The following is a 444-nucleotide window of genomic DNA, read 5'->3' on the forward strand; positions in this document are numbered from 1 at the left end:
GAAGACGCAGCGTTCACACCGCTCGACCGCATCGGCCAACTGACCATGCGCAACCTCGACATTACCGACACCCGCGCCAAACTGGGTATTTACTCACAAAGCGGTTTGTTGGCATTAGGCGAAGGCTCCGTATTACCGCAGTTGAATAATAAGGAGTAGAATCAGGGGGCTTTAAAGCCCCCTTATTTTTAAAGGAATAAAATGAAAGAATATAAGGCCGTCATTTATCAAGAGAACCTGCTTTCCAGTTTGGTTTTCGGCAGCGCCAAAATCAATCCGGTCAAATTCAGCGATTTCCTCAATAGCCACGCTTCGCAAGGCTGGAAGGTCGTTACTATGGAAAAAGACCAGCGCCGCATGCTGCTGTTTTTCGTGCGTGAAGCCTACGTCGTCATTTTGGAAAAAGAACGTGTTTAAACTCGGCGTCTATGCCTGTCTCGGATT

General features: G+C 48.0%; 1 protein-coding gene and 1 pseudogene. Both read left to right on the top strand.

Going from position 1 to position 444, the window contains the following annotated elements:
- A pseudogene (locus tag ACTHSP_RS21965) lies at window positions 1-159 on the top strand (argininosuccinate synthase); the annotation flags it as partial.
- Between the two features lie 42 nt (window positions 160-201).
- Window positions 202-417 (top strand): DUF4177 domain-containing protein, encoded by a 216-nt coding sequence (locus ACTHSP_RS21970; protein ID WP_003749376.1) that lies wholly within the window; start codon window positions 202-204, stop codon window positions 415-417.
- The last annotated feature ends 27 nt before the right edge of the window (window positions 418-444 follow it).

The sequence above is a fragment of the Neisseria sp. P0001.S005 genome, from assembly GCF_051963715.1.